Genomic DNA, 796 nt, shown 5'->3' on the forward strand with positions numbered 1-796 from the left:
TTTCACGGATTTTTTTGATCTGCATGTCAATGAAGTTGTCCATGGTCCAGTCACCTTTAGCCCCACAGATGTTCAAGGCAAAGTTACGCAAGATGTCATAACCGTGAACAGAGTGACGAACCTCAGGGTGGAATTGGATACCGTAGATTTTCTTATCTGGATTTTCAATGGATGCAAATGGACAGTCGGCAGAAGTACCTGTGCGGATAAAGTCAGCAGGGATTTCTGTAACAGCATCTCCGTGACTCATCAAGACCAATTGTTTATCTGGTGTGCCGGCAAAAAGAGCAGAAGATTCTGTCAAAGTCAGTTCAGATTGACCATATTCGCGGTTACCAGCATCACCTGCAGGAACGACCTTCCCGCCCAATTTATGGGTCAACAATTGCATTCCGTAACAGATTCCTAGGATTGGAATACCGAGTTCAAAAATTTCAGGATCGATATCAAAAGAACCTTCCTCGTATACAGAGTTTGGTCCGCCTGAAAGAACGATCCCAACTGGATTGATTGCACGAACTTCATCAGCAGAAATCTTATGGCTCTTCAATTCTGAGAAGACTCCAATTTCACGAATCCGACGTGAAATAAGCTGATTGTATTGGCTACCGTAGTCAAGCACGATGATTTTTTCAACATCATGCAAATCAGTTGATAGGTTTGTCATCTTATCCCCTTCTTAAAGAAATTTACTTTTCTCTATTCTAACACAAATGCCTTGTCTTTACCAATCTCTGATTGAAGAATTAGGAATTTTACGCTACAATAGAGATAACACAGAGAAAGAGCAAGGTTA

1 protein-coding gene is annotated in these 796 nt (G+C 41.3%); it reads right to left on the minus strand.

The genetic code is table 11. The features are described from left to right. Window positions 1–667, minus strand: a 667-nt coding sequence (guaA, locus tag SPADD19_RS06560) for a glutamine-hydrolyzing GMP synthase (RefSeq protein WP_128861605.1), incomplete at its 3' end; no start/stop codon positions are given. Window positions 668–796 lie beyond the last annotated feature (129 nt).

Source organism: Streptococcus parasanguinis, from assembly GCF_001578955.1.
GTDB lineage: Bacteria > Bacillota > Bacilli > Lactobacillales > Streptococcaceae > Streptococcus > Streptococcus parasanguinis_U.